Source organism: Bradyrhizobium retamae (genome assembly GCF_001440415.1).
In the GTDB taxonomy this organism is placed as follows: Bacteria; Pseudomonadota; Alphaproteobacteria; order Rhizobiales; family Xanthobacteraceae; genus Bradyrhizobium; species Bradyrhizobium retamae.
In genome coordinates this window covers 1-1,296 of sequence record NZ_LLYA01000130.1, presented here as the reverse complement: position 1 = coordinate 1,296, position 1,296 = coordinate 1, and the positions used below count along the sequence as shown (strand labels likewise).

Annotated in this window: 2 protein-coding genes; both read right to left on the bottom strand. The window is 62.1% G+C overall.

Features of this window, described 5'->3' with window-relative positions; all coding sequences use genetic code 11:
* On the bottom strand, positions 1–541 hold a 541-nt coding region (locus CQ13_RS15895), incomplete at its 3' end, for a helix-turn-helix domain-containing protein (protein ID WP_156433697.1).
* A 118-nt stretch (positions 542–659) separates the two neighbouring features.
* Positions 660–1,296, bottom strand: a 637-nt coding sequence (locus CQ13_RS15890; protein ID WP_156433696.1) for an IS630 family transposase, incomplete at its 5' end; no start/stop codon positions are given.

Below are 1,296 nucleotides of genomic sequence, written 5' to 3'. Positions count from 1 at the left end.
CGCACAGCACCTCCGCCATCTTCTGTTCGAACTCGGCGTCGCGATTTTCAAGATAGTAGCGCACTTTGTGCGGCTTGATTTCCTCCCGGCCGAGGATCTTGCACACCGTTCCCTGGACCAAATTGGCCAAACACGCATGCCCCGCCGCCGGCCCGTGTTCGCGCGCATGGCGCGCCAAGAGCCGCGTCGTCCACAACTCATGTGGATAGCCGTGGTCCTTGGCCTTGTCGCAGGCCAGCGACACCAACCAGGCTTTGGCCTCAGGCGTGATCGTCGGCTCCTTGCCCGGTCGCGGACGATCATCAAGGGCTGCCAGCGGGCCATCGGCCAGCGCCCGCTCGACACAGCGCTGCACCGTCTGATGATGGACCCCAAGTCTCTGGCCCACCGCGCAGAACGAAGGATTTTCCCGATACGCCAGCAGCATCTGCGCCCGCGACACCCGGCTCGCCAGTTCGATCCGCGACCGCGAAAGCGTCGTCAAGGTCGCTATCTCTTCATCACTCATTGCCAATTCGACCGCTCGCCGCCATCCTGCCATGATACAGCTCCTCGTTTCGCCGACCGCAAACGAGGAATCCGCCAACAGCCCGTCCGTTCCACCAATTCAGCCTGCTCCATCAGCGCAGGTTTCATGGAATCGGTCGTCTAGTGATTCATCACAGTAATTTTGACTCTTTGGCGGTGGCTGGATATGCGCGGCCGAGTTTGGCGCGGGCTTTGTCGGTTGTGAACATCCATTTGATGCGGTCTTGCGCTTTGTTTCGCTGCCGTTGCCATGCTGCGATCTCTTTTCGGAGCCGTTTGGGGTCGTCGATGCGGCGGCCGAGACACTGGCGCTGCAGCGCGCTGATCTCGCACTCGACCATGTTGAGCCAACTGGCGTGTTTCGGGGTGTAGTGGAATTCGAGGCGACGCAGGATGCGACGGACCTCGGCGGGCGCAAATGCTTGATACAGCGCGCCGGCGGTGTGGATCGACAGATTGTCCTGCACGACACGGATACAGGCGGCATCGGGATAATGGACGTCGACGAGTTCACGCATGCAGTGGGCGTAGTCCACGGCGGCGCGGCGATCTGTTATCTTGACGTTGCGCCAGCCGCGTTGCGGATCGAAGGTGACGAAGAGATTGACGGTGCCGTTGCGGCGGTACTCGTAATCGTAGCGCTCGCGCTGTCCGGGCCTGGCCGGGATCGGCTGACGCACCTCGCCGATGAGCTGGACGGGGGTCTCGTCGATGCAGACCAGCGGCCGCTCGGAATCCGGCGCCTCGGAATAGAGATCGAGCACGTCC